The sequence below is a fragment of the Lacipirellula limnantheis genome, from assembly GCF_007746075.1.
Taxonomy (GTDB): Bacteria; Planctomycetota; Planctomycetia; order Pirellulales; family Lacipirellulaceae; genus Lacipirellula; species Lacipirellula limnantheis.
This window is the reverse complement of the sequence record NZ_CP036339.1, coordinates 1,285,113-1,310,394: the sequence shown is the minus strand read 5'-3', so window position 1 is coordinate 1,310,394 and position 25,282 is coordinate 1,285,113. Positions and strand designations below refer to the sequence as shown.

Annotated in this window: 21 protein-coding genes; 13 read left to right on the top strand and 8 right to left on the bottom strand. The window is 62.3% G+C overall.

The features are described 5' to 3' along the window. Positions 1 to 30 precede the first annotated feature (30 nt). Positions 31 to 531 (bottom strand): SRPBCC family protein, encoded by a 501-nt coding sequence (locus tag I41_RS04965; protein WP_145431478.1) that lies wholly within the window; start codon positions 529 to 531, stop codon positions 31 to 33. After that, positions 515 to 919 (bottom strand): ArsR/SmtB family transcription factor, encoded by a 405-nt coding sequence (locus I41_RS04960; protein ID WP_145431476.1) that lies wholly within the window; start codon positions 917 to 919, stop codon positions 515 to 517. Before I41_RS04960 ends, I41_RS04965 begins: the two co-directional genes overlap by 17 nt. 230 nt (positions 920 to 1,149) lie before the next feature. Between I41_RS04960 and rpmI the strand changes: the two genes are divergently transcribed. From rpmI to I41_RS04935, 5 genes are all read left to right on the top strand, one after another. Further along, positions 1,150 to 1,353, top strand: a complete 204-nt coding sequence (gene rpmI / locus I41_RS04955; protein WP_145431474.1) for a 50S ribosomal protein L35 — start codon at positions 1,150 to 1,152, stop codon at positions 1,351 to 1,353. A gap of 179 nt (positions 1,354 to 1,532) precedes the next feature. After that, positions 1,533 to 1,889: a 50S ribosomal protein L20 gene (gene rplT, locus I41_RS04950; RefSeq protein WP_145431472.1), complete on the top strand. Its 357-nt coding sequence runs from the start codon at positions 1,533 to 1,535 to the stop codon at positions 1,887 to 1,889. A gap of 21 nt (positions 1,890 to 1,910) precedes the next feature. Beyond that, positions 1,911 to 2,957 (top strand): phenylalanine--tRNA ligase subunit alpha, encoded by a 1,047-nt coding sequence (gene pheS / locus I41_RS04945; protein ID WP_145431470.1) that lies wholly within the window; start codon positions 1,911 to 1,913, stop codon positions 2,955 to 2,957. A gap of 92 nt (positions 2,958 to 3,049) precedes the next feature. Further along, complete coding sequence (gene pheT, locus I41_RS04940; protein ID WP_145431468.1) at positions 3,050 to 5,059, top strand: phenylalanine--tRNA ligase subunit beta; 2,010 nt, start codon at positions 3,050 to 3,052, stop codon at positions 5,057 to 5,059. A 246-nt stretch (positions 5,060 to 5,305) separates the two neighbouring features. Beyond that, a complete protein-coding gene (locus I41_RS04935; protein ID WP_145431466.1) occupies positions 5,306 to 5,686 on the top strand; it encodes a hypothetical protein in 381 nt (126 codons plus the stop codon). 109 nt (positions 5,687 to 5,795) lie between these two features. Here the strand turns inward: I41_RS04935 and I41_RS04930 are convergent, their stop codons facing one another. After that, positions 5,796 to 6,626 (bottom strand): FkbM family methyltransferase, encoded by an 831-nt coding sequence (locus I41_RS04930; protein WP_145431464.1) that lies wholly within the window; start codon positions 6,624 to 6,626, stop codon positions 5,796 to 5,798. A 670-nt stretch (positions 6,627 to 7,296) separates the two neighbouring features. Here I41_RS04930 and lepB point away from each other — a divergent pair. Both lepB and lptB read left to right on the top strand, forming a co-directional pair. Then, positions 7,297 to 9,279 carry a signal peptidase I gene (lepB, locus tag I41_RS04925; protein ID WP_145431463.1) on the top strand — a complete coding sequence of 661 codons (1,983 nt, stop codon included), beginning with the start codon at positions 7,297 to 7,299 and terminating at the stop codon, positions 9,277 to 9,279. Between the two features lie 254 nt (positions 9,280 to 9,533). After that, positions 9,534 to 10,391, top strand: coding sequence for an LPS export ABC transporter ATP-binding protein (gene lptB, locus I41_RS04920; protein WP_145431461.1), 858 nt, complete (start codon positions 9,534 to 9,536; stop codon positions 10,389 to 10,391). A 100-nt stretch (positions 10,392 to 10,491) separates the two neighbouring features. Here the strand turns inward: lptB and I41_RS04915 are convergent, their stop codons facing one another. After that, positions 10,492 to 11,541, bottom strand: a complete 1,050-nt coding sequence (locus I41_RS04915; protein WP_246133868.1) for a fatty acid desaturase family protein — start codon at positions 11,539 to 11,541, stop codon at positions 10,492 to 10,494. 525 nt (positions 11,542 to 12,066) lie between these two features. Between I41_RS04915 and I41_RS04910 the strand changes: the two genes are divergently transcribed. Then, the gene (locus tag I41_RS04910; RefSeq protein WP_145431458.1) at positions 12,067 to 13,182 is read left to right on the top strand and encodes a GNAT family N-acetyltransferase; all 1,116 of its coding nucleotides are present in this window, start codon (positions 12,067 to 12,069) and stop codon (positions 13,180 to 13,182) included. An 11-nt stretch (positions 13,183 to 13,193) separates the two neighbouring features. On the opposite strand, the gene I41_RS04905 is transcribed toward I41_RS04910, so the two are convergent. Next, positions 13,194 to 14,156, bottom strand: a complete 963-nt coding sequence (locus I41_RS04905) for an SDR family oxidoreductase (protein WP_145431456.1) — start codon at positions 14,154 to 14,156, stop codon at positions 13,194 to 13,196. A gap of 442 nt (positions 14,157 to 14,598) precedes the next feature. Here I41_RS04905 and I41_RS04900 point away from each other — a divergent pair, with 442 nt between their 5' ends. Both I41_RS04900 and I41_RS04895 read left to right on the top strand, forming a co-directional pair. After that, positions 14,599 to 15,570, top strand: a complete 972-nt coding sequence (locus tag I41_RS04900; RefSeq protein ID WP_168206696.1) for an EF-hand domain-containing protein — start codon at positions 14,599 to 14,601, stop codon at positions 15,568 to 15,570. Between the two features lie 206 nt (positions 15,571 to 15,776). Beyond that, positions 15,777 to 16,142, top strand: a complete 366-nt coding sequence (locus I41_RS04895) for a VOC family protein (RefSeq protein WP_145431452.1) — start codon at positions 15,777 to 15,779, stop codon at positions 16,140 to 16,142. Positions 16,143 to 16,233: 91 nt separating this feature from the next. Here I41_RS04895 and I41_RS04890 read toward each other — a convergent pair whose 3' ends face one another. Next, positions 16,234 to 17,145: a LamG-like jellyroll fold domain-containing protein gene (locus I41_RS04890; RefSeq protein ID WP_145431450.1), complete on the bottom strand. Its 912-nt coding sequence runs from the start codon at positions 17,143 to 17,145 to the stop codon at positions 16,234 to 16,236. A gap of 770 nt (positions 17,146 to 17,915) precedes the next feature. Further along, positions 17,916 to 19,106 carry a LamG domain-containing protein gene (locus tag I41_RS04885; RefSeq protein WP_145431448.1) on the bottom strand — a complete coding sequence of 397 codons (1,191 nt, stop codon included), beginning with the start codon at positions 19,104 to 19,106 and terminating at the stop codon, positions 17,916 to 17,918. A gap of 636 nt (positions 19,107 to 19,742) precedes the next feature. Here I41_RS04885 and I41_RS04880 point away from each other — a divergent pair. After that, on the top strand, positions 19,743 to 20,687 hold the full coding sequence (locus I41_RS04880) for a hydroxypyruvate isomerase family protein (RefSeq protein ID WP_145431446.1): 945 nt from the start codon (positions 19,743 to 19,745) through the stop codon (positions 20,685 to 20,687). A 169-nt stretch (positions 20,688 to 20,856) separates the two neighbouring features. Here the strand turns inward: I41_RS04880 and I41_RS04875 are convergent, their stop codons facing one another. After that, the gene (locus I41_RS04875; RefSeq protein ID WP_145431444.1) at positions 20,857 to 21,414 is read right to left on the bottom strand and encodes a peroxiredoxin; all 558 of its coding nucleotides are present in this window, start codon (positions 21,412 to 21,414) and stop codon (positions 20,857 to 20,859) included. A gap of 33 nt (positions 21,415 to 21,447) precedes the next feature. Here I41_RS04875 and I41_RS04870 point away from each other — a divergent pair, with 33 nt between their 5' ends. Together I41_RS04870 and I41_RS04865 are read left to right on the top strand one after the other, a co-directional pair. Further along, entirely contained in the window at positions 21,448 to 22,413 is a 966-nt protein-coding gene (locus I41_RS04870) for a class I SAM-dependent methyltransferase (RefSeq protein WP_145431442.1), read from the top strand. Positions 22,414 to 22,666: 253 nt separating this feature from the next. After that, complete coding sequence (locus I41_RS04865) at positions 22,667 to 25,207, top strand: sodium-translocating pyrophosphatase (protein ID WP_210421113.1); 2,541 nt, start codon at positions 22,667 to 22,669, stop codon at positions 25,205 to 25,207. Positions 25,208 to 25,282 lie beyond the last annotated feature (75 nt).

Sequence of the window (25,282 nt, the reverse complement as noted above, 5' to 3'; positions counted from 1 at the left end):
CATTGCCAGCAACTAACCACTGACAACGGACTACTGACCAACCCCCAACAAAAACTCATTCAGCCGCGCCAGGTGTTGAATACCGCCTTCCACCGCGCCGTACTTCTGGATGACGTAGTCGCGATCGTCGCGCGTCTTGAACGCCATCTGGAGGGTTATTCTAGTCTGGCCGCCCTCCTGTACAAATGTCACGGTCGATCGAAACTGCACGGCCCGCTCGCCGGGGACCGGGTCGCCGCCGCTGTGCGTGTAGACGAGCCGCTCGGGCGGGACGATTTCCTCGTACACCGTTTTGTTTGGGTAGTCGGCGCCGTCGGGACCATGCATGACGTACTTCCAGACGCCGCCGGGGCGGACGTCCATTCGCTCGATTGTCGTCGTGAACCCGTTGGGGCCCCACCACTTCACGACTTTTTCAGGATCGGTCCAGGCCGCGAACGCCAGCTCGCGCGGGGCGTTGAGCAGCCGGGTGATTCTGATTTCGCGGTCGACGCTCAAATCGCTGGCGGCGGGGTCATTGGGGTCGGTCATCGGTTGGCTCCGAGCGAGTGAAGGCGGGGGCGGCGGGCGACGGCGCAGCGGGCGTTTCAGCTTCCTGGCGCTGAATCTCCTGGAGGTAGGCGTCGAGGCGATCGAAGCTCTCCTCCCAAAACTGGCGGTACTGGTCGATCCAGCTGGCCGCCTCCTCCAACGGCTTCGCCTTGAGCCGGCAAGGGCGCCACTGGGCGTCGCGTCCCCGCTCGATAAGCCCAGCCTTTTCGAGCACTTTGAGGTGCTTCGAGATGGCGGGCAGCGTCATTTTGAAAGGCGAGGCCAGCTCAGTCACGGTGCTCTGCCCCTTCGCCAGCTGGCCGAGAATCGCCCGCCGGGTCGGATCCGCCAAGGCGGCAAAGGTCGCGGTGAGCTTATCGGCCGGCATGGCGATATACCTTTTGGTTAAATAACTCATTGGTAAAATACAACCGTCGGTGAATTCAATCAAGAGGCGGAACAACAGGGGAAGCTGGAGCGGACGACCGACGGGGCCCGATAGAACCGACTTACTTCCAAACTCCGGCCAAAGGCGGCTTTCCACCCCGGCTCATTTTGCTATGATACGGGGCTACCACCTGTTTTGAGGCCCCATCCCCGCAAAGGGGAGATCGAGTCATGCCAAAGCAAAAGACCCACAAGGGTACCAAGAAGCGTTTCCGCCTGACCGCCAGCGGCAAAGCGAAGCACCGTTCCGCCGGCACGAGCCATTTGGCCGCCCGGATGAGCAGCAAGCGCAAGCGTCAGCTCCGCGGCACCACTGTTTCGGCCACGGTCGAATCGAAGATGGTGATTAAGGCGCTGTGCGGGAATAGCTACTAATAAGCGGCTGACGCCGAGATGCTAGATGCTCGTCGCTGGTTGCTCGCGATTTTGTTGCGTCCAACCAGCATCAAGAAACCGGCGTCTAGCATCCAGATTTTCAACCCCGCCGGGCGTGGAACGCCTTCCGTCGTGGAAGGGGCCTGGGCGTGAGACTTCAGCAGTAAGGGGTTCCTTCGATGAGAACCACCAAGGGCTCGGCCCGCAATCGGGCGAAAAATCGCCTCTTCAAGAAGACCAAGGGTTTTACCGGCGGTCGCGGCACGCTCCTCCGCAGTGCGAAGGAAACGCTCGTCCGCGCCGAGGCGTACGCCTTCCGCGATCGGCGCGTCAAGAAGCGCGAGTTCCGCAAGCTGTGGATCATCCGCATCAACGCCGCCGCCCGTGAGCGTGGCTTGCGCTACAGCGAGCTGATCGCCGGCCTGAAGAAAGCCCAGATCGACCTCGATCGCAAGACGTTGTCGGAAATGGCGATTGCCGATCCGGGCGGCTTCGACGCCGTGGTCGCCAAGGCCCGCGAAGCGCTGTCGGCCTAAGGGCCTCAACCCTCGCAATCGATGGCACTCGCGGACTTCGTCGCTGAACTCGACGCACTGGCTGATGCCGCGCAAAGAGCGTTCGCATCCGTCGCCGACGCCGCTGCGCTTGAAGAAGCTCGCGTCCAATTCACCGGCGCGAAGGCGGGCAAGCTGAAGGCGGCGCAGCAAGGCCTTGGCAAAGTCGATAAGGCCGACAAACCGGCCGCCGGCAAGAAGTTCAACGAGGTCAAGACTGCCGTCGAGGCGGCGCTCGAAGCGGCCCAGGAGCGTTTAGCCGGGTCGGCGAAGACGCAAGCGCGGGAGGCGTTCGACCCGACGCTCCCCGGTCGGCCGCTGCGGCTGGGCCACCTGCATCCGGTGACGCAGACGATCGCCGACATGAAGGACATCATGGGCCGTCTCGGCTTCACCGCCGTCGAGGGCCCCGAGATCGAGGACGAGTGGCACAACTTCGAAGCCCTCAACATCCCCGCCATCCACCCCGCCAGAGATCCACTCGATAACTTCTACCTGGCGACAGCCAGTGCAGCCGCCGGTCAACGAACGGCCGGAGCGGTACAAGAAAAACCCCTCCTCCTCCGTAGCCAAACGAGCACCGTCCAAATCCGCGTCATGGAGACCACCCCGCCCCCCGTGCGGATCATCTCCCTCGGCCGCGTCTATCGCCCCGATACGGCCGACGCCACGCACTACCCGATGTTCCACCAGATCGAAGGTCTGCTGGTCGACCGCGGCGTGACGATGGCCGACCTGAAGAGCGTCCTCCGCCTCTTCTGCCAAAGCTACTTCGGCAAAGACGAGGTGCACATCCGCTTCCGCCCGTCGTTCTTCCCGTTCACCGAGCCGAGCGTCGAAGTGGATATGAACTGGCAGGGGGGCTGGATGGAGATGGGAGGCGCCGGCATGGTCGACCCCAACGTCCTGCGGGCCGTCGGCTACGACCCCGAAGAAGTCACCGGCTTCGCCTTCGGCCTGGGCGTGGAACGCGTCTGCATGCGGCAACACGGGATCACCGACATCCGCGCGTTGTACGAAAACGACGTGCGTTTTTTATCGCAGTTCTAAAATTCAGATCTCACGCAAAGGCGCAAAGGCGCTAAGTGAGATGAATGCAACATCCTTTGCGCCTTCGCGCCTTTGCGTGAGATCTCTTCCTTATGATCGTTTCGCTTGATTGGCTCCGAGACTACGTCGCCATCACGATGCCGTCAGCGGAGCTCGCTGACCGCTTCGCTCTCTCCGGCCTTAACTTCGAGAGCGCCAGCGACGAAGCGATCGACCTCGAAGTCACCAGCAATCGCCCCGATTGCCTGGGGCACATCGGCGTCGCCCGCGAAGTCGGCGTTCTCTACGACCTGCCGATCACGATCCCGGCCGCCGAGGTCGTCGCGAAGGGCCCAAAGATCGAATCTCTTACGAGCGTCACGATCGAAGCCCCCGAGCTCTGTCCCCGCTACACGGCTCGGCTGATCCGTGGCGTGAAGATCGGCCCCAGCCCGGCGTGGCTTGCCGACCGTCTCCGCACGCTCGGCATCGCGGTAATCAATAACGTCGTCGACGTCACCAACTACGTGATGTTCGAGTGCGGCCAACCGCTCCACGCGTTCGACTTCGCGAAGCTCGCCGGCGGGCGGATCATCGTCCGCGCCGCGAAGGTCGGTGAGAAGTTTTCGGCAATCAATCACCAACAGTACGAACTCGCCGCAGGGACGTGCGTTATCGCCGACGCCGAGAAGCCGGTCGCCCTCGCCGGCGTCTTGGGGGGCGTCGACAGCGAAGTGACCGACGCGACGGTCGACGTATTGTTGGAATCGGCGGCCTTCGATCCGCTCTCAGTGCGGACGACGGCGCGGCGGCATGGGCTGCATAGCCCATCCTCGTACCGCTTCGAGCGCGGCGTCGACGTGTCCGCGCTCGATTGGGCGAGTCGGCGCGCGTGCGAGTTAATTCTCCAATTAGCCGGCGGCACACTTGCCGCCGGGAGCGTCGATGTTGGGACCGCTAAGCCGCAAGCGGCTCGCGAGGTGGTGAAACTCCGCTGGGCGCAGTTGCCGCGGGTGCTGGGAATCGAAGTCCCCGTCGCCGACGTGCAAAAGATCCTCACCGCTCTCGGCTGCGAGGAGACGCACATCTGCGAGCACTGCGTGAAGGTGATTCCTCCCAGCTGGCGGGCCGACCTCACGCGCGAGATCGACCTCATCGAGGAAGTCGCCCGCATCTACGGCTACGACAAGATTCCCGAAGACACCAACGTGAAGATGGCCGCGTCGACTCGCACGCGGCTCGACCGCGTGCTCGACCGCGTCCGCGCGACGCTTGTCGCCGCCGGCTTCGACGAAGCGATGACGCTGAGCGCCGTCGACGAGACGCTCGTCGATGCGATTCAGCCCTGGTCGGACGAAGCGCCGCTGCGCGCGTCGACCGCCGTCCTCCGCCGCGCCGATTGCTTGCGGCAAACGCTCGTGCCGAGCCTGCTCACGGCCCGCCGTCACAACGAAAAGCTGTCGAACCCCACGATCGAGCTGTTCGAAATCGCAAACGTCTACCTGCCGATCGCCGGTGAAATCCCGCAGCAGAAGCGACTGCTCGCCATCACCACCGGCGGCGGGTTCCTGGAGCTCAAAGGGGTGCTCGAAGCCCTCGTCGCCCGCGTCGCCTCCGCGCAACAACTGCAAGTCGGTGAAGTTGAGTATCCGCTCCTCGACGACGCTCGCCAGTGCCGCCTGCGGCTCGGCGACCATACGCTCGGCTACCTCGGCGAGCTCAGCAAAGCGGGCCGTGAGCGGTTCGAGTTGCGCGGCGGTTCGACCGTGGCCGAGATTGACCTGGAGATTCTCATTGGGGCCGCGGAACTCGCCCCCACGGCAACGCCCCTCTCGCAATACCCGCCGGTCAGCCGGGACGTGAACATCGTCGTCAACGAATCGATTCGCTGGGCCGAGGTCGAGCGGCTCGTGAGCGAAGCGGGCGGCGCTCTGATTGAATCGATACAATTCCAGGAAACGTACCGCGACCCACAGCGGCTTGGCGCCGGCAAGAAGAGCCTGCTCTTCACGCTGCAGCTGCGATCGGCGACTGGGACGCTCACCAACGAGGAAGCGGACGGCGTGCGCGAGCGGATCGTGACGATCTTGTCGCAGCAAGTTGGCGGTGACTTGCGTGCGTAGCCGAGATGCGACTTGAACCACAACGACACGACGAGCACGACGGAATACGGAAAATAGAAAATACGGAACCACCGATGAACGCGAATAGACGCAGATAGAGATGAATAGAAAGAAACTCTTTCGATCGGTAACAGCGCAAACCTTCTCTTCATCCGCGATTATCTGGGTCCATCGGCAGTTCCTCGCTAACTGTCTTTCGTCGTGTCCGTCGTGCCGTCATGGTAATATCTTTTGAGAGACCAACGCATGGCCCGACCGGAATACTTCGGCTACTTTCTGATCGGTCTGTCGGCCGTCTTCTTTGCGCTTCATTGGCAGCAGTGGCGCGAATGGATTCACGCGACAACGAATACTCGGCGGCGGGAATTCGTCCGCCGGCAGCTACAGCGCCGGATGGTGGCGAGCGGTCTGATCGGCGTCGTCGGGGCCGCGATCACGCTGGCCAATCAGTTGCCGCCGAATCCCGCGGCGATGACGGCGTATCTCTGCGCGCTCTTGCTCGCGGGAGGCGTGATCTTGGCCATCGCGCTGGCGGACCTGCGGGCGTCGCGGCGTTTGCTCGAAGAGGAGCAAATTGAACTGCTGGCGGCGGAACTGCGGAAAGCAACTGCTGAACGGGTTAGTTGAAACACCAAGTCACGCAGGCACAAAGGAAGCAAGAAGAAGAAATTTGGAACCGCCTTCTCCTCCCTCTTCGTGCTTCGTTCGTGTCTTCGTGCCTTTGCGGTTAGTTTCCTCAAGCTGCCAGCGACTCACGCTTCTTCGGTAACGCAATCACGTCGAAGTGACGTTCGGCGTACATCTTGTTCCGGGCGAGCAGAGGCCCAACCGGATGGGCGCCGGCCGCGTAACGGTGGAGTTCGTAACCCGCCGACGCCAATAGATCGAACAACGCCTGCCGCTCGCCGTTGGAGAGTCGCTTGAAAACTTCGGTCCGCACAACTGGCCGCCGCTCGCGGAGGATTGGCAAGATCGACTCCAGGATCTGGCAGTCGAACCCTTCGGCGTCGACCTTCACGTAGCTGAGCCACGGCAGGCACTCGGCGTATTCATTGCGCAGGATCTGCAGCAGGTTGCGGCCTTCGACCTGCAGCGGGAATTTTTTGCGTAGTAGGTTCCAATTGCGCCGCCCGACAGCTCCGCCGTTGCAGAACGAGGCGTCGCCGTAGTGGAACACAAACGTCCCGTCAGCAGGAGTTGCGGCGCAACAGCGACAGTCGATGCGCGTGCGGCCCGCGTTAAGGGCGGCGTTCTGCTCGAGAATCTTGTAAACGTGCCGATTTGGCTCGAGTGCCAACACGCGGCCTGTGGGTCCGCAGGCCAGGGCGAGCGGCACCGTCGAATCGCCCGTGTGGGCGCCGACGTCGATCACAAAGTCGCCGGGGCGGATGAACCGCCGCAAGCCATCGATTTCTTCTTGCGCGATCGGCTGTTCGCTGACGCAGGGATGGAGCCACTGAGCGAACTCTACGGGACCGTCGGCCGGCAGGTCGAAGCGGCGGACCTCAGCGCCCCATTCGGCGAACGGGACATGCGGACGGCGACGGAAGAGGCGGCGGAGCGACATGGCGAACTCAAATTTCCCAAATGACTTTCACGCAACGCGCCAAAACTAACATGATCGTTCCCCAACAGCCGGACCGCCACGCGGTCCTGACGCCCCGCCGAACGAGTAAGACCCCACGAACGCGGCGGAGGAATGGAACACCCCTGGCCAAGGCCGCCCGGGGGGCGTGGCCCTCCGGCTAGCCGTGTTGTCGCGCTGGCCGTATGCGACGGAGTTTCAGCAACTGGCGGCCAAGGTAGCGATTATCCTAATTCCCCGCAGCAGGAATCTCCCCTATGAAGCAGGCACACGGAGAGTGCCCGCTACACGGCCCCCCGGTATAATTCGGCCAAGACAGCTAGCAGCCGCCGATGGGGCCTTTTCAAGTTTCCCCCATTTGACGGAAGTGGCTATATTGCGACGCCCGTAGCGAATGGACGGAGGACCTCGACTCCGCTCATGCGGGTGGCTGCCCCGTGGAGGGGTAGAAGATTAACCACCAAGACACGAAGGTCACTAAGAAACACGAAGGAAACCAGGCAAGAAGAAAAGCGACCAACCCGGAGCCGAAGCCAACGCTCCAAAATACTTGGTCGCGTTTCTCATCATTGGTGCGTCTTTGTGCCCTTCGTGTCTTGGTGGTTAGTCTCTTTCGCCGAACCGCCGCTACTCAGTTTTTGATGGAATTTCGATGGCGAATAAGAAGACGGCTCCTGATCGACGTGACGCGAAGCCCGCCGAGGCGCCCCTGGCGGAATCCAAGGCTCCCGAAACGAAGTCGAACCACGACTTCGTGATGTTCCGCGAGACGCTCGAGTCGATCGTTGTGGCCTTCGTGCTGGCGTTTCTGTTCCGCTCGTTCGAAGCCGAGGCGTTCGTCATTCCGACGGGGTCGATGTCGCCGTCGCTGCAAGGGCAGCATAAGGATGTCCATTGCCTGCAGTGTGGGCATCGCTTCCGCACCACCGCCAGCAGCGAGGGCGAGAATCGCGATCGGCTAATGGCGCGGCTACGGGGCGCCCAGGGCGCCGAGGCGACGCGCATTAAGGCGGCCATCGAGAGCCTCGACGTCGTCGGCGGCATGTGCCCGATGTGTCGCTACCTGATGCCAATGCGTCCCGACTTGCCGCGGACGGCGCTTGCGGAGGCCGACGTGCCGGATATCGAATTTCAGCCGAGCTATCCTGGCGATCGCATCTTGGTCAACAAGTACGGGATCGACTTCAGCGAGCCAGAGCGGTGGGATGTGGTGGTGTTCAAGTTTCCCGGCGATGGGAATATGAACTACATCAAGCGACTGGTAGGCCTCCCGGGCGAACAGTTGCAACTCTATCAAGGGGACGTCTTCACCCGCGCACTCGGCGACGAGAGTGCGGAATTCCTCATCGAACGCAAACCGGCCGACAAGGTCGAGGCGATGCTGGAGCTGGTGCACGACACTAATTTCGAACCGACGACGCTCTACAACGCCGGGTGGCCCCTGCGATGGGCCGCAACGACGCCCGACGGCTGGAAGGTCGCGGTAGAACCAGGAGAGCAGACCGTCGCACAACGGTTCTCGATCGACACGGGCAAAGACGCGCCAATGGCGTGGCTTCGCTATCGACACCTGATTCCAGACGACAATCATTGGACCATCGCCCGTCGTGCGGCGAAGGATGGCATCGACGCAGTCGCCAAGGAAGGAAGCAAAACGGCGGAAGAACTGCGCGAGAGCGTCCGCAAGAGCAGCCGCCCGCAGTTGATTTCTGACTTCAACGCTTATAACGCTCGATTGTTGCGCGGGTTCGCCGAGCGCGACGGCTGGCAAATTCGTCCTAACTCCGGGCAAGACTCCGGCAGCTTCGGCACGGAGTGGGTCGGCGATTTGGCTGTCGACGCGACGGTCGACGTAGAAGAGGCCCGCGGGGAATTGGTGCTCGACTTAGTGGAGGCAGGTAACCATTTTCGCGCGACGTTTAACCTCGGCGACGGCAAGGTGACGCTCAGCGCGATTGACGGGCGCACCGGCGAGGCGCTCGACTTCAAGGCAAGCGGCCAGACCAGCGTCAATTCGCCGGGAACGTACGAGCTGCGGTTCGCTAACGTCGATGACCAGTTGCTCCTGTGGGTCGACGGCGAACTCGTCGACCTTGGCGATGCGACCTACGATCCCGACAAGCTGCTGCCAGGCGGCCGCAAAGGGATGATCCCCTGGGCGAGCGAGAACTCGGCCGAAGACCAAGGCGATTTGTCCCCCGTCGGCATCGGGGCCCAAGACGCCAAGCTGACGGTGACTCGGCTCGCCGTGCTCCGCGACATCTATTACATCGCCACGAAATACCCCGACGACCCGCAATACCTCGCTGACTACGACCCGCCGGCGTACGGATTGGAAACCCTCTTCTCGACGCCCGACTATTGGAACGTGTTCGCCGGGCGGCGCAAACACGACTTCAACGTCGAAGAGGGACAGCTGTTCGTCATGGGCGACAACAGTCCGGAAAGCAAAGACTGTCGGTTATGGATGATGCCTGGCATGTCGGGCGATCACCCGGGGGGGCCGTACCTCGACCGGCGGCTGCTGATCGGCAAAGCGGTGAGCGTGTTCTGGCCCCATTCGTGGGGGAGCATACCGTTCTTGAACGCATTGCCGGGGTTCCCGAATTTCGGCGATATGAGAATTGTGAGATGATCGTAGGCCCCGTCTCCGATCCATATTCAACTGCCCGCACGCTTGAAAGGCTTAGTTGCTTACGACTTAACCACAGAGCACACAGAGAGCACGGAGGAAGAGTTGAGGCGTTTGCCTTTTGTCGTCTTCTCTGTGACCTCTGTGTTCTCTGTGGTGAAAGCGATGGATGATGGCCATTAGAAAAGTTTCGAAGCCAGAGGCTGCAAACCACGCGACGCCGTCAAGACACCAATTCGTCATGGAGGACGAATCGAATGACCCTGCTCAAAGTTCGCGGCCTGGTGAAAAACTACGGCCGCCGGCGCGTCGTTGACGGCGTCGACTACGAAGTCGCTCCCGGCGAGATCGTCGGGTTGCTCGGCCCCAACGGCGCCGGCAAGACGACCACCTTCCGCATGTCTTGCGGCATGATCGACCCCGATGCGGGGAAGGTCACCCTCCAGGACAAGGACGTCACCAACTGGCCCATGTATAAGCGATCCCGAGAGGGAGGCATGGGTTACCTCGCCCAGGAATCGAGCGTCTTCCGCAAGCTCTCGGTGCAGAACAACCTGCTCGGCGTCATGGAAATGCTCGGCATGAGCCGTAAGGAGCGCCGCTTTCGCTGCGACGAGCTGCTCGAACAGTTCGGCGTCACGAAGCTGCGAAAGGCGAAGGCCCAGTCGCTCTCCGGCGGCGAGCGACGCCGCGTCGAGATCGCTCGCTGCCTCGTGTCGAACCCGCAAATCATCCTGCTCGATGAGCCGTTCACCGGCATCGATCCGGTGACGATTGCGAGCATTCAGGAGATCGTTCGTGATCTTCGCTCGCGCGGCATCTCAATCTTGATCACCGACCATCAGGTGCGTGAAACGCTTGAGATCACCGACCGCAGCTACGTCATTCGTGCCGGTCAGGTGCTCTGCCACGGGCGACCCGACGAAGTGCTGCGGAACCCCGAAGCGCGGAAATACTACTTCGGCGAAGGGATGGACCTCTCCGTGAAAGGCAGGCCGATGGCGCCGGCGACCGCCGTCGCGGCGAGCATCGCGGCCACGACGCCGCATGGGCGGTTGGCGGCACTGCGCGAACGGCTGACAGGCCGTCATCACCCGCCGGATGAGGCGGCGTAAGTTCAGCCCCGGGCTCCGCCCGGGGGTCAACACGCGCCTCATGCCGATGCGATAAGCCGCGCGACACCCTGGCGGAGCCAGGGGCTAGAAGAGGACGGCGCTACGACGCCGATCGCATCGCCGCCTTGCCGGCGCTGGGCACGACGTCGCTGGCGAAATCCTCCGCCTCGCCGGGGGCGGCGAAGTGCGCGTCGGTGTTTCCTGCATTCACCCCGCAACCGGGGTTGAAGATCATCGAGGGAAACATCGCCAGCATCGCCTTCCAGTAGCGCTCGTACGCCGGATAAACGACGTCGGGGTTCTCGCGCTGATACTCGCACAGCTTGTCTTCGAGCGTCGTGTGCGTCAGCCGCGGGTGGCGGTGGTGGGGGCCGTGGATGAAGATGTCGAAGTTCAGGAATGAACTGAGGCGCAGCAGCCACTTGCGCGGCAGCACCGTGCGCGTTCCTTGCAGGGGATCGAAGCTCGCCATGCCGAGGTGCTCGGTGAACTTACGGAACGTCTGCATGAATGCCGCGATGTACATCGGCAGGATGACGACGATCAAGTGGGAAGCCCACTGGTGAGTTAACCCGACGTACAGCCAGATGCCGCCCCAGAGCGCAGCGATGGCGATATATTCGTTGCGAATCTCGCGGCGTACCGCCGCCGACTTGATCGGCGAGTTGCGATGAAAATAGATCCGCCCGTAGATAATCGGCCCCGACGCTATGCCGCACAGCAGATCGAACCAAACGAAGGCGCGGCGAAAGCCGAGCGATGCATTCGGGTCGCTGTAAGGCCAAAGCTCCCAATCTCGCGGCGTATTGAGATAAGCGTGATGCCGGATATGGACTTCGCGATAGGCGGTGTATGGGGTGAACATCATCGTGCCCAATAACCGGCCGCACCAGACCGAAAGTGCCCGCGATTTGAACAGCGTTTGATGGGCGGCTTCGTGCAGCGCACTGGTCCAGCAGAACATCATGGACGCCGTGAACGCCACCAACAGGCCGACCATCCATGGAGTCGCTTGATCCCAGGCGACCACGCCGGTCATCAGCAATCCGTTGAGGGCCATGCCGAGGCCGGCGAGCGGAATGGAGAGCATCCGCGGCAGCGTATGCTTTTCCGCCAGCGAGCGCTCTTCGTCAGGCGTGAATTGGGTCACCGAAGCCAAAGCTGCACTCCAAAACTAGCTGGGATAGGAGTCGCCGCAGCCTGCGCGCCGCCCGCATTCGCGACTCCCCGACTGGGAAGAAGCGACAACGCGGTCGAATCGCACCGCCGTGCAGTTTGGACTTCCTTGAGGGCGGGGGCCGACGACTTCAAATGTCGTCAGCGGCTAGCGGATTCTACGCAAAAGAGCGTATCGGTAGAGTTTCTCTGATACTTAATCTCAACTCAACCGGCAGCGCTCAATTTACGTTATCTATTTTACCCAGCGGGGTCAAATTGGCGCGGTGCTGGGCGGCGCGATGCATCGTCTGGTATCGCGCTTCCGCGCACTGGCGAGCCGCCTTTCCAATGCTCGCCACATCTATCTTCGTCATTCGCGGGCATAATCTGTGCCTGGGCAAGTCCACCGCCCGAAAGATTGGTTTAGGGCGGTTAGGCATAGTGGGGTCTTAGACCCGCCCTGTAAATTGACCCAGCAATACTGCATAGCAATTGTTCATTCGACGGGCCGGCCAACATGTCGCAATTTCGAGTTGTTGCTGACGTCAATCTGAGTTCGGACGAGCGGGCAGCAGTTGGCGGCGGCGAAGCGGTCGCGAGTTGCGCCAAGTACTTTCCGTTTTCGACGAAGGAGACGGAGCTCTTCTGGGCCAAGGCCTATGATGGCGAGCGGTTAACCGCAATCGCCCCGGTGGTGCGCCTTCGCAAACGCAAAGCGACCGATATGCTCCGCCCGCCGGTGCGCAAGTGGCTCGGCCCCATCATCGGCCCCCTCGCCCGCAAGACGACGCTGCTCGTCGACACGGCCTTCATGGCCTACGACGCCTGCTCGCCCTTCATCATCGCCCCCGGCGTCGATCGCCCCGCGGTGAAGCGCGCCATTTCGGCCTTCCTGAAGGCGCAGAAGAAGGTCGACACTGTGTGGATTTCGGAACCGCCCGAAGAGGCCGAGTGGGCCGCCACGGAGAAATACCACCAATTCCTCACGCTGCCGATGGTGCGGATCGTCACCGAGAACTGCCGCAAGCTCGACGACTTTCTCGCCACGCTGTCGCGCAATCGCCGCCGCAATTTCCGCCGCGAGCGCGACACGTTCGCGAAGGCGGGCGCCCGCATCGAGATGTGGCAAGGCGTCATCGGCGAGAACCCGACGCTGCATCGCCAGGTGATGGCGCTGCTCGGCTCAAGCGAGGTCAACACGAAGTTCAACGTCCCCTACAACGACGTCCTCACCAACCCGCAGGCCATCGCCGCGCAGTGGCAGATCGTCCTCACCGCCCATCTAGGCGACCAAGTGGTCGGCTTCATGAGCTGCCTCGTCGACGGCAAACGCCTGATGCAATGCCACGGCGGCCTCGACTACAAGATCTCGCACGAGATCCTCGCCTACCACAACCTCATTTCGCGGGCGATCGAGCACGCCATCGAACTCGGCTGCGACGCCCTGACGCTCGGCCCGTTCACCAATGAAACCAAAAAGCGGGCCGGCGGCAAGATGCGGCCGATCGTCTCGAGCCTCTGGAACCGCCTGCCGGGCGACGCGTTCTTCGCGAAGAAGGTGTTTTCAAAGAACTTCGAAGTCTACCGCGGCGAACTCGGCGCCCCGACGTACGCGGTCGACGAAGAAGATTGATCGCGGGTACTTTAGCCCCCGGCTCCGCCGGGGGGTCGGCCCCCATTCCGATCGGCGTCGCCCCGCGTGCTGCTACCCCCTGGCAGAGCCAGGGGCTGAATTTGCACCGCGCGCTCTCCCTTCATCACCCCCGAAATCCGAGCAATCAACCGATTGAGCAATTTCGTCGGCAGCACGTCCAGCCCGATATCGAGCCAAATGGCATCCGCCCCCACCAGATAGTGCAGCCGCGGCTTGCGCGCACGCAGGGCCTTCAGCACCGCGCCCGCCACCTTCTGCGGCGACGCCCCACGCTTCGCCCCGCGTTCGTTCAGACTGGCGCAGCGCGCAAACAGGGGACCATAACCGGGCTCCAGATCCGCCGGCAACTGCTGCGAGCGCGTTTGCAGCGCCGCCCGCGCCTTCTCAAAAATCGCCGTCCGCACCTGGCCGGGACGAATCACCGTCACCGGAATTTTCCACGGCCGCAGCTCGATGCGCAGCGTATTCGACAGCGCCTCCAGTGCGAACTTACTCGCCGAGTATCCGCCCACCATTGGCAGAGCGATCGTCCCGTTCATGCTCGATACATTCACTATCCGCCCGCCTCCCTTCCGCAGGAGCGGTAAGCAGACTTGCATCATCCGCAGCGGCGCCAGGGTGTTCACCTCCAGCACGTCCCGCAACTCGTCGATGTCGGTGAACTCGACCACCGAGGGCAACCCAACGCCCGCGTTGTTCACCAGCGAAAACAGCCCGGTCGGGGACGCGGCCTCTATCTCGACAATCGCTCGCCGCACCTGTTCGGCATCCGTCACGTCAAGCCACACCGGCGTGAGCGACCCCAACCCCGCCGCGCGAATCGCGGCTTGCCCCGCCTCCGACCGCACGCCGGCGAAGACGCGATAGCCACTAGCGGCCAGCAGCTTGGCGGTCGCCAAGCCAATCCCGGAAGACGCCCCGGTCACCAGCACCGTCTGTTGCGTCTGTTCCATGAAGTGTGACTGCTTGGCGTCGTCGCGACCTCACTGGATCACGACCTAGGGAAAAGCTTCAGTGGCAGGCGTCGAAACGTTGAACGCTCGAAGATACCAAAACCGCCGAATTGCCGCAGCTCTGCGGATGATTTGCGTCTGTTGGTTGCAGACAATCGCCCCTGAAACCCTCCGTCGGCGCACAACTTGCTCGATCGTCCGCGGAGCCCCTGAGAATCGCGGCAATCGAAACCGCCGGCGACGCCTGGGGTTTCATTCCCCATCGTCCGGCCGGTTCGCACGCCAGCGGGCGGTTTTTCCCGGCAACCTGAGGTATACTCCCGTTGCGCCGCCGCCCGTCGGCGGTCAATCTAATCGGAACAACTCGCCACACCATCCCGATCGCTGCTTCCCTCGGGATTATCCCCGCGCAGCGACGGCTCATTCAGGAGAGAATCAGATCATGGCCAAAACATGTTGGGCCGTCGCCCTCTGCCTGCTGACAACCACGTCGGCGTTTGCCCAAGCCCCCCGCGGTCGCGATGCGGGCGCCGAATTCGGCGACGAGGAAGCAGGCGCCCCGCGCGGCGAGCGCCCAGGTCGCGGCGATGGCGAGCGCGGGGAGCGGAATTTCGGTCGCGGCGCCGAAGGGGAAGACGGGGGCCGGTTTGGCGGCGGATTCGGCGGTCGCGGTTTCCGGCGCGGCAATGCCATGTTCACCGCCCTGGACGCCGACAGCGACGGTTCGATCAGTAAGGCGGAGCTGCGCAAGGCAGCCGCCGCGTTGGCAACGCTTGATACGGACGGCGACGGAGCCATCACCCAGGAAGAGGCGAGCGGACCGGGCGGGCCGGGTGGACCAGGCGGCCCGATGGGCGACCCGTCGCAGATGGTTGACCGCGTGATGAGCGCCGACCAGAACGGCGACGGCAAGATTACCCCCGATGAAGTCAACGACCCGCGGATGGGGATGATGCTTCGCGGAGCAGACGCCGATGGCGACGGCGCCGTCTCGAAGGCGGAACTCGAAACGGCCATGCAGCGAATGGGGGGCGGCCCGGGCGGCGGAGGCTTTGGCGGCCCCGGCGGCGGCTTTGGCCGTGGCGGCGGCGATATGACCCAGCGGTTCATGTCCATGGACAAGAACGGCGACGGCAAAATTACCACCGATGAAGCGTCGGAACAGGCACGCCCGATGCTTCGCCAAGCCGATGCAGACGGCAACGGCGAAGTCGACGCGAAGGAGATTGAGCAATTTGGCCGTCAAATGGGCGGCCGCGCTCGCGGCGCGTTGGGCGGACAGGGGGGCCAGCGTGGACAAAATGGTCCCGGCGGTCGGTTTGGTCGCGGCGGGAATGACGACGCCAGCGGCGCTGGCGGCGAGCGTCCTCAACGCCGCTCTCGCCGCGGCGATGACGAGGCCGAGCAAGGCTGAATCGAGACGACCTCGCTATTGTCTAAACTCCGCCGGACGAGCCTAACGGTCGGCGATCCCGATGTGGTGAAGCGGCGCGTTCCCTAAGGGACGCGCCGCTTTTTTCGCGCCCGATCTCGCCGACGAGCCGTTTTTCCGTTCCAATCCGTGGAGCCGCGCCCAGCCTCTTGTGCATAAATACAGACTCCACATTCGCGAGGCCGCCGATGTTAATGAATCTGATCCCAAAAATTTTTTATGATCGTCTTGAGCAGGGGCTCGATCTGTTCGTCAACGGGCTCGGATTCGCGGTGTTGCACCAGGATGGCGACCTCGCGGTCGTCGCTCGCGACGGCGCGAAGGCCTACATCGTGGCGAGTCCTGAATACGCCGCGAAAGACCGCCCCGAAATCGCCATCGAAACCGACGATATCGCGGCAGTCCATCGCGAGATCTCGGCTCGACGCCCCGACCTGCTGCACCCGAACGTGCCGCGCGTGACTCAGCGGCCGTGGGGTGCACTGGAGTTCGCCTGCCTCGACAAAACGACCGTCTGCGTCGTGTTCCGCCAATGGCCGGCAGCAACAACGTGAGTTGCGACCTCCTCCGAGAGCGCACAAAAAAACGGGCATTCAACGAAGTCGCCTCCGCTGAATGCCCGTTCGATCGTCTGATGAAGTCGAGCTACCGGCGACGGCGCCAAGCGACGCCCGCCAGACCAACGGCCGCCAGCACGCAGGCGGCCGGTTCTGGCACGACGACGTTCGGGCCCAGCACGTTGTTCGCGGCCGCGTCGGCTGCCGTTAGTGCATGGCTGTAAATCCGCAGCTCATTGACGCTGGCGTCGAGCAAGGCATCGGGCCACTGCGAACGTCCGAGCCACACATTCACGTCGGCCGCGGTAGTGATCGGAAATGCCGTCGCCATAGCCGCGAGGTCCAGGTTGTTGGCAATTGGCACCGTGGTGCCATACAGAGCGCCGTTGCGGTAAACGGTCAGCGTGCCGGGCAAGCCGCCCAACTGGTCGAACACGGCGATGAGATGCTCTTCGACCCCTGGTTGCAGGTCGGTGCCGTCGCCGGGCGCGTCGACCCAGCTCTCGGGTCCGGCCACGCCGTTGGTCGTCACGCGGAAGTCATTTCCAGCGCCGCCATCGCCGGTGCGCGGAACCATCTGCACGTAGGGGAAGTTGTCGTTGCCCCCCTCGGAGTTGCCTTCCAAGCCGCTGCTGATTCCCGCAGAGAAGAGGGCCGACCAATCGCGATTGGTGTCCATGGTCACCCAGAGCTCGACCGAGACGGCGCCATACTGGCCGGCGGCCGCGGCCTTGCTGAAGGTGAAATTGGGGAAGTCGACGTAGGAGCCTGAGTCCGGCGTCGCTCCGTTATTGAACGCGTTGGACCCCGTCCCCGTCGGGTTGTCGAGCACGATTTGGCCGCCGACGAAGCTGGCCGTATTCCCCATGACGACCCCGTTGGCCGTGCCGACGGAATCGTTGGCATTGCCGTCGAAGGTGTAGCGGTGCACCAGCGCCGCCGATGCCGTGGACGCGCCCAGCGCAACCAGGCATGTGCCTAGCAGAAGTTGTAGCCTCATTAGAACATCGCCTCAGAGTGAAAAGGAAGTGGGCTCGCCAGTGGCGAACCACGAGCACAAGACTCTGGCCAGTTTGGCCGGTGACTAGCACGCCCGAGCAGCCGGGTCAGGAACGCCACGACGGTTCCCGAGACCGCTGTTGCCGCCGCCGCCATTCACGGCTGCGTTTCGGACTGACGACAAGCAGGTTGCTTACGCCATCCATGACTTTAGCCATTCGATCCGACCCTGAGAAGCAAATTCCCACCTCGCCAAGAGCGTACGCGCGGCCTTTAACTATCTATTGAGATCGATTTTGACGCTTCCGAGCGAGACGACGAGCCTCCCGGCCACGCCTCAGCCAAGAGCCTAAGTACTTACAACAACTGAAGATGCGTCGACTCGAATGCGCGACAAGAATCGAACAACGAAGCGTCGCAGCCAATGCCCAAGGACGCGGATTTTGCTGCGAGCGAGTCCGTGGCGGCGGCGAAAAAGATTATATTACTCTATCTTCTTTGAGATTCCTTTCGGCGCCAGCTTGACCGCTTTTGAGATCCTTTGCTCGACCGCTCTGCCGCATATGCAATAGACGTGAAGGGGTCGCCACGCGCCGCGCATCAGGATATCTCGGTTGCCGCGCGGATGCATTCGCCATCGGCGCCGATCACCGCTTGGCTGTCCGCATCGGTGACCACGCTTGTTCGCCGGCAACTGTTTGTTCCCAAAAAAACAAGCGGCCTGCCAGAACCTGACAGGCCGCCCGCCCAACAACCAAGTCGCTTCGAAAATCAGCGTGATCGGACTCGCGCCAACGCCGCGAGCGTGCACAGAGCCAACAACATGGTCGACGGCTCGGGCACGGCGCCGATTGCCGGCGCGGACCCGAAGTTTGCTTTCCAGGCGGCCAGATCAGCGGCATCATACGTCGTGCCGAATCCTCGCTGCCAGACGAGGAAGTCCGCCCCGTCGACGTCGCCGTCGGCGTCGAAATCGCCGGGCGACGCGACCATCGCCAGCTTGCCGATCTCCGTGGGCGTGAGCGCTCGATCGAAGATGTAAAACTCGTCCATCAGGCCGTGCAAACGACGACCGCCGCTGTCGGGGACGGCGCCGATCCCCAGGCCGTCGAAGAAGTCGCCGGCGCCGCGATCATCCCACGCCCCCAGATCGATCGCCCCCGTCGGCTCGCCATCAGTCAGTCCGTTGGGGGCGCCGCCGCGAATCTTGACGCCATTAAAGTACATCCCGAACTCGCCGGCGCCGCCGTTGGCGTTCTTATCGTACGTAAAGGCGACGTGGAACCATTCGTTGAGCGGGTAAGGCTCGGGAGAGGCGCCGTTGGCATCGATATCGGGCTGATTCGGGTAGGGGTGGCCGCCAGTGAATGGAGCTCCGCTAGAATTGACGATGTTCTGCGCCTGGAACTCGCCGCGCAGCGCCCATCGAATGCGTCCGTCGCCTTCAAGCTGATAGTGACCGCTGAATGAAGGTCCTGCGGTCTGCGACTGGAGGATCGAGCCAGAAGCGTTCCAGTTGTAGTTCCCGCCGAGGTCGGTGCGTATCTCTGGGATGTTCAGCCAGGCGGCCACGGTGGTCGCCGCCTTGGGGACTTTTGCGGGAAAGTTCGCTTTGATGACGCCGCCGTCGAGGTCGAGAAACACGGGGTCTTCGAACAATTCGCCTGACTGCTGCAGGCGCACCGCGCCGGCGCCGCGCTTGGGGTTCGTCGTGTCATTAGAAATGACGCCCGTGGTGAGCAGCGTGTTGCCGTTGTCCAACGCGGTGCGGGTGGCGTCCTGCACCTTGGCGTTGAAGCCGTTGCCGGACCCATCCATGACCGTGTTCGTAAAGCTATCAAAGTCGTAGTAGATCGTCAGACCGCCGGTCACCAAGGGCGTCGAGCCCAGCGCCGGCATCGCCGCGACTGCAGCGAGGCTCGCAGCAGCAGCGATCTTTATTACAATACTATCCAATTTCATTTCGATCTACTCCCTGTACAGAATGCATGGGGTCAGTAAGCGATCCAAAACTAGTTCGCCGCGCGCAGCGCAAGTAGTCGCGCCACGCGCGGAAATCGACGGTTCGCCAAAATCCAATTCGGCCTATGGACAAGCTTGCGCCGAGATGCGGTCTTGAATCGCACCCGGCGATCCGACTGAACAAGCAAGAAGAGAGGACGAGAGCAGAAGCAACGGAGAAAAGTCCAGGCGCCAGGAGCCGGCCAATCGTTGCGACGCCCCCTGACGACGCGAAGCGTACTCTCATTCCGACGACGTGTCAAATATTATTGGCAGAGTTGTGCTGGAGGCAGATCGACTCCGCCAATCATTCCGAATTGCGAAACTAGTGCCCCACGAACTTCGCCGGCGAGCAACGCGCGTTGGCCAGTCCGTTGTTCACGATCGTGGGAGACGCAATCTCTCATCCTCGCCGTAGCGTGCACTGCAACTCGCTGGCGTGCCCTGCAGCCGGCCGGTCATTGCCATCATGTCGTCGCGAGGCGACGCCGCACCGCAGACCGACGGTCGCATGCGTCGATGTCCCGGTTTAGAATGGGCGAGCTACCTGGAGATCAAACTTTTCCTGAACCAGTCACGACTCGTAAGGACTCAGCTATGCAGCGGCGCGATTTTTTGATGCAGGGGACGGCGGCTGGCGTGGCCGGGGCGGCCGCCATGGGGTTGGTCGGCGCTGCGGCGCGCGGCGACGCGGCCGAAACGACGCCCTCCGGCGCGAAGGGCGAGAAATTCAAGTTGAAATACGGCCCCCATCCCGGCATGTTCGAGAACCACGCCGGCAAGGACTATCTCGACCAGTTGAAGTACGCCGCCGACCAGGGATTCACCGGCTGGGAAGACAATGGCATGAAGGGGCAGTCGCCCCAGATGCAGGAGAAAATCGGCAAGACCCTCGACGACCTGGGGATGACGATGGGAGTGTTCGTCGCCCACGGCGATTTTGGTTCAAAGGCGTTTGTCCGCAAGGATGACAAAGCCGCCCGCGCGAAGGTCGTGCAAGACGTGAAGGACAGCATCGACGTCGCCAAACGCGTGAACGCCAAGTGGATGACGGTGGTTCCGGACGGGTACGACAACAACGTCGAGTGGGGCTATCAGACCGCCAATTGCGTCGACTTGCTCCGCGAGTGCGCGGCAGTCTTCGAGCCGCACGGTTACGTCATAGTGCTGGAGCCGCTCAACTGGTTCCGAGACCACCCAGGGCTGTTCCTGCACAAAATCCCGCAGGCGTACGAAATTTGCCGGGCGGTCGACAGCCCGTCGTGCAAGATCTTGTTTGACATCTACCACCAGCAGATCCAGGAAGGGAATCTCATCCCCAACATCGATCTGGCTTGGGACGAGATCGGCTACTTCCAAGCAGGCGATAACCCCGGCCGCAACGAGCCGGGAACTGGCGAGATCAACTACCGCAACGTCTTCAAGCACATCCACGAGAAAGGCTTTGAAGGCGTGATTGGCATGGAGCACGGCAAGTCAATTGAGGGCAAGCAAGGCGAGGTGGCGCTCGTCGCCGCCTACCGCGCCGCGGATGCTTTTTAGATCGCCATGCTGCGATAGACCGTCATTCTGAGCGGTGCGAAGAATCTAGCGTCTCGTGAGATTCGAGATTCTGGATGCTCGATGACAAACGCAAGCAGCCCCAACCTCACCGGGTCGGGGCTGCTGCTACTTACTCACCTAAACACTCACTTACGGAGCGCTAAAACCCTCAGCTCTTCTTCGATTCCAGTTCGCCAATCACCTTGAGCACTGTCGCCGGATCCTTCGCCGCATCGACCTTCTCGTTCTTGTAGGCGATTTTGCCGTCCTTATCGATCACGAACGTCCAGCGCGAGGTGATGATCGCGTCGCCGCCGCTGAGGAGTTTCACGCCAAACGCCTTAGCGATCTCCCCCTTCGGGTCGGCCAGCAGCGTGAAGTTCAGGTCGTGAGCCTTCTTGAACTCTTGGTGGCTTTCCACGGTGTCGCCGCTGACGCCGATGACCTCGACCTCTTTGCCGGCAAAGTCCTGCTGCATGTCGCGATAGGTGCAGGCCTGCTTGGTGCAGCCGGGGGTCATGTCTTTCGGATAAAAGTAGAGCACAATGACTTTCTCGCCGACGTGGTCGGCCGACTTCCACGGCTTGCCCTCGTCGGTGTCGCCAGCGAACGCGGGGGCCTTGTCGCCCGGTTCGAGAACGACCGGCTTGGCTTCATCGGCCGCCGACGACGAGGCGATCATGCCCAGCGCGAGCAGGCACGCGAGGAGGGTGAGGGGGTGTGACATAGGACGCGCCTCCGGAAGGGGTGGGGTGAGCTGATGCTCGAGCCGGCAAACACGATCGTCGCCGGGTCATTCAATCTACCGGCGGGGCAGGGCGGCGACCAGTTGCGACCGGCGGCATGCAAGTTGCCTGGCAAATCGGGCGATTTTCCCCGCCATGTCACGCCAGTCACGCCATCCGCCATGAACGACGCACTGCCGACCTACGCCGAACGACTTGATGCGCTCCATCAGGCGCTCGCCGACGACTTCCGCGAGATCATCGGCCGCCTGCCGTGGCAGGGTCACGAGTCGATCGTTGACGCGGGCTGCGGCGACGGCTTCTTCACCGGTCTGCTGGCCGAACGTTTGACCAACGGAGTAGCCGTCGGCCTCGATACGTCGCCCGCGTTTCTTGCCGCCGCGGAAGGGCGCTTGCAACCGCTGATCGGCGCCGGTCGCGTCCGCTTGGTGCAAGGCAACGTCGAGCGACTCCCCTTCGACGATGCAACCATTGACGGTATTTGGTCGGGGCACAGCATGCAGAGCTACCCCGACTTGCCTCACGCGCTACGGGAATTTCGCCGCGTATTGCGCGTTGGATCAACGCTCGCCATCCTCGAGACCGACAACGTCCATTCGATCATGCTCTCGTGGCCGCCCGATTTGGAGCTTGCGGTCCGACAGGCCGAACATCGTGAAATTGGGAACGATGACAGCTACTACGGCACTTACTTCCCCCGATTCGCGCAGCGCCTGCTGCGCGAGGCGGGATTCGTGGAGGTGGCGCGAGAATACATACTGATTCACCGGCAACGACCGGCTGGCGAATGGCTGGAGCGCTACGTCGAGTTGTACCTACAGCACTTCCTGGAGCAAGTGGGGAAGCGGCTGAGTCCGTCGGCGCGCGAACGGCTCGCCCAGCTCGCGAATCGGCGCTCGGAAACGTTCTTGGCAAAGCAGGAGAACTTCTTCTTCGGGTCGCTGCAGGTCCTGCTGACCGCCCGCGCCGGGCAGCCGTAGCGTGGCCCATGAGCAGCGGCGGCGTTTCGGAAACGATATATAAATTGTTGCGAAATCTTGGCGCCCAGTGGTGTAGTCAATTGGCCTGCCATCGCTTACATTGGCGTCGAAATGGCCCCGTTTTGCTGGTTCAAGGCGCCGGTGGACCCATGGCTCCTTTTCTACATTGTTGAGCGACTTCTTCTGCTCCGTTTCTCGCCCCGGTCTGGGGCTCCGCACTAGCCGAGCGATGAAAGGCTTCGATTCAATGCACATGACTCCCGCAGAAACCGACCCCAGTGCGGCAACGCACTTCGTCCCCGGAGCGGCGATCCGCAGGTGCGCCGTTTCGCACACCCTCGGCATTTGGATGAAAAGGCTGCTCCTAGCCGTCGCGATCGTCACGCTGAACGCCGCGCCGCTGCTGGCCAGCGAAGCCGATTTGGCGATTCCCGATCTGCACGCGGGAAAGTTCACGATCTTCGGGAATGAAATTTCCGGGTACAACCTGCTCCTTTACGGCTCGTTCGTCATCTGCGGCACGCTGGGCATCAGCCTCTATCTGCGCCGCCAGATTGCGATGCTTCCCGCGCACGAGTCGATGCTGAAAGTCGCGGAAATCATCTACCAAACCTGCCGAACCTACCTGATCCAACAGGGCAAGTTCCTGATCATGCTCTTCCTGCTCATCGCCGCGGCGATGGCGTACTACTTTTTGAAGCTGCAAGACGAGACGCTCAAGACCACGGCGCTCGTGCTGCTGTTTTCGATCATCGGCATGATCGGCTCGTACTCGGTCGCCTGGTACGGCATCCGCGTCAATACGTTCGCCAATGCGCGCACGGCGTTCGCGTCGCTCCGCGGCGAACCGCTTGACGTCGTCAACATTCCGCTGCGCGCCGGCATGTCGATCGGGCTGTTCTTGATCTCGCTGGAACTGGTGATGATGGTGATCATCCTGCTGTTCCTGCCGCGGGAGATCGTCGGCTACTGCTTCCTCGGCTTTGCCATCGGCGAGTCGCTCGGCGCCTCGGTGCTGCGGATCGCCGGCGGCATTTTCACGAAGATCGCCGACATCGGCTCCGATCTGATGAAGATCGTCTTCAACGTCAAGGAAGACGATCCCCGTAATCCGGGCGTCATCGCTGACTGCACGGGCGACAACGCGGGCGACTCGGTCGGCCCGACGGCGGACGGATTCGAAACGTACGGCGTCACCGGCGTCGCGCTCATCGCCTTCATCACCCTCGCCGTGCCGAACGTCGACATCCAGGCCAAGCTGATTGTCTGGCTCTTTGCGATGCGATTCCTGATGGACTTCATGTCGGGCGTTTCGTACTTCATTAATCAGGCCATCTCCGAAACGAAGTACCGCGGCCTGAAGGAATTCGACTTCGAAGCGCCGCTAACGCGCCTGATCTGGATCGCCGCGATCCTCTGCATCACCACCTCGTTCGGCATGAGTTGGCTATTGATCGGCGACATCACCGTCGGCGGCAAGGCGATGCCGCAGTTGTGGTGGCAGCTGGCCACGATCATCGGCTGCGGCACGTTGGCGGCCGTGTTGATCCCCGAATTCACCAAAATCTTCACCAGCTCGCACTCGAAGCATGTTCACGAGATCGTGACCGCATCGCGCGAAGGCGGCCCCTCGCTCACGATCCTTTCGGGCATTGTCGCCGGCAACTTCAGCGCCTTCTGGAACGGCATGCTGATCACCGGCCTGATGTCGGGGGCCTACTTCGTCAGTTTGCAGGGACTCGACGAACTCATGATGGTCACGCTGCAAGAGGGGCTCGATCCAGTGGGCGTCGGCTCGATCTTCGCCTTCGGCCTCGTCGCGTTCGGCTTCCTCTGCATGGGCCCGGTGAACATCGCGGTCGACAGCTACGGACCTGTCACCGATAACGCCCAATCGATCTTCGAGTTGGCCCAAACGGAGCAAATCCCGGGCATCAACGAGCAGATCAAGCGTGACTTCGGCTTCGACCCAGACTTCAAGATGGGGAAGCATTATCTCGAAGCGAACGACTCGGCCGGCAACACGTTCAAGGCGACGGCCAAGCCGGTGCTCATCGGTACGGCGGTCGTCGGCGCCACGACGATGATCTTCTCGATCATTCTGTTGCTTGGCAGGGCAGGGTACTTGCGTCTCAGCCTGACCGACGCCCCCGTGCTGCTCGGCTTTATGGCCGGCGGCTCGGTGATCTACTGGTTCTGCGGCGCCTCGATGCAGGCCGTCACCACCGGCGCCTATCGGGCGGTGGAGTACATCAAGAAGAACATGGACCTGACCAAGACCGAGGCCGACATCGAGGATTCGAAAGCGGTCGTGAAGATCTGCACGCTGTACGCCCAGAAGGGGATGTGGAACATCTTCATCGCGCTGATGGCAATCACGCTGGCCTTCGCCTTCTTCGATCCCAACTTCTTCGTCGCCTACCTCGTGTCGATCGCCGTCTTCGGCTTGTTCCAAGCGATCTACATGGCCAACGCCGGCGGCGCCTGGGACAACGCCAAGAAGCTGGTCGAAGTCGATTTGAAGGAAAAAGGGACCGACCTTCATGCCGCCAGCGTCATCGGCGACACCGTCGGCGATCCCTTCAAAGACACGAGCTCCGTCGCGCTCAATCCGATCATCAAGTTCTCGACGCTCTTCGGCCTGTTGGCCGTCGAGATTGCCGTGAAGATGAAGGAAGCGGCGCACGCCAGCGGGGCGCGCGACTACACCGGCGCCATCGGCGCCGTGATGCTGGCGATCGCGCTTGTCTTCGTCTGGCGATCGTTCTACGCGATGCGGATTCCCAAGGTGTAGCAGTCGCGAAGCCGTTCAATTGCTGCACGTCAAACACTAACAGCCCCGACCTAGCTAGGTCGGGGCTGTTTTTTT